Here is a 1,383-nt window from a genome sequence, read left to right on the forward strand (position 1 = left end):
GCTCCAGGCGCCGTTGGCATCGATCGTGAAGTCGCCATAGGTGCCGTGGACGTTGCTCTGCGCCACGACATGGGCCTGGCCCGTGTCGGGGTCGGTGATGCTGAGCTGACCGCTGGTGTTCAGCGCCGCCGCGGTGTCGCCCTCGCTGATGGACTTCGAGTCCGACGAGACCGTGGCCGCATCGTTGCTGCCGGTGATCGTGACCGTCACGGTGCCGGTGGCCGTGCCGTCCTGGCTGGTGACCGTGAACTGGTCCTGCACCTGCTGGCCGGCGGTGAGCTCGTTGTGGGCGCCATTGCCGGTGTAGCTCCAGGCGCCGTTGGCATCGATGGTGAAGTCGCCATAGGTGCCGTGGACGTTGCTCTGCGCCACGACATGGGCCTGGCCCGTGTCGGGGTCGGTGATGCTGAGCTGACCGCTGGTGTTCAGCGCCGCCGCGGTGTCGCCCTCGCTGATGGACTTCGAGTCCGACGAGACCGTGGCCGCATCGTTGCTGCCGGTGATCGTGACCGTCACGGTGCCGGTGGCCGTGCCGTCCTGGCTGGTGACCGTGAACTGGTCCTGCACCTGCTGGCCTGCGGTGAGCTCGTCGTGGGCGCCATTGCCGGTGTAGCTCCAGGCGCCGGTGGCATCGATGGTGAAGTCGCCATAGGTGCCGTGAACGTTCGATTGCGCCACGACATGGGCTTCGCCCGTATCCGGGTCGGTGATGCTGAGCTGGCCCGAGGTGTTGAGTGCCGCCGCGGTGTCGCCCTCGGTGACCGCCTTCGAATCCGAGCTGACGGTTGCGGCGTCGTTGGTCCCGGTGATGGTCACCGTCACGGTGCCGCTCGCGGTGCCGTCCTGGCTGGCGACCGTGAACTGGTCCTGCACCTGCTGGCCCGCGGTGAGCTCATCGTGCGCGCCATTGCCGGTGTAGCTCCAGGCGCCGTTGGCATCGATGGTGAAGTCGCCATAGGTGCCGTGGACGTTGCTCTGGGCCACGACATGGGCTTCGCCGGTGTCGGGGTCGGTGATGCTGAGCTGGCCGCTGGTGTTGAGCGCCGCCGCGGTGTCGCCCTCGGTGACCGCCTTCGAGTCCGAGCTCACGGTCGCGGCATCATTGCTGCCGGTGATGGTCACCGTGACGGTGCCGGTGGCGGTGCCATCCTGGCTGGTGACCGTGAACTGGTCCTGGACCTGCTGGCCGGCGGTGAGCTCATTGTGGGCGCCATTGCCGGTGTAGCTCCAGGCGCCGTTGGCATCGATGGTGAAGTCGCCATAGGTGCCGTGGACGTTGCTCTGGGCCACGACATGGGCTTCGCCGGTGTCGGGGTCGGTGATGCTGAGCTGGCCGCTGGTGTTGAGCGCCGCCGCGGTGTCGCCCTCGGTGACCGCCTTCGA

1 protein-coding gene is annotated in these 1,383 nt (G+C 67.9%); it reads right to left on the reverse strand.

Going from position 1 to position 1,383, the window contains the following annotated elements; all coding sequences use genetic code 11:
• On the reverse strand, positions 1-1,383 hold a 1,383-nt coding region (locus tag HYH07_RS36140; protein WP_220006914.1), incomplete at both ends, for a VCBS domain-containing protein.

Origin of the sequence: Bradyrhizobium sp. BR 10261, from assembly GCF_019455395.1 — a bacterium.
GTDB classification, from domain to species: domain Bacteria; phylum Pseudomonadota; class Alphaproteobacteria; order Rhizobiales; family Xanthobacteraceae; genus Bradyrhizobium; species Bradyrhizobium manausense.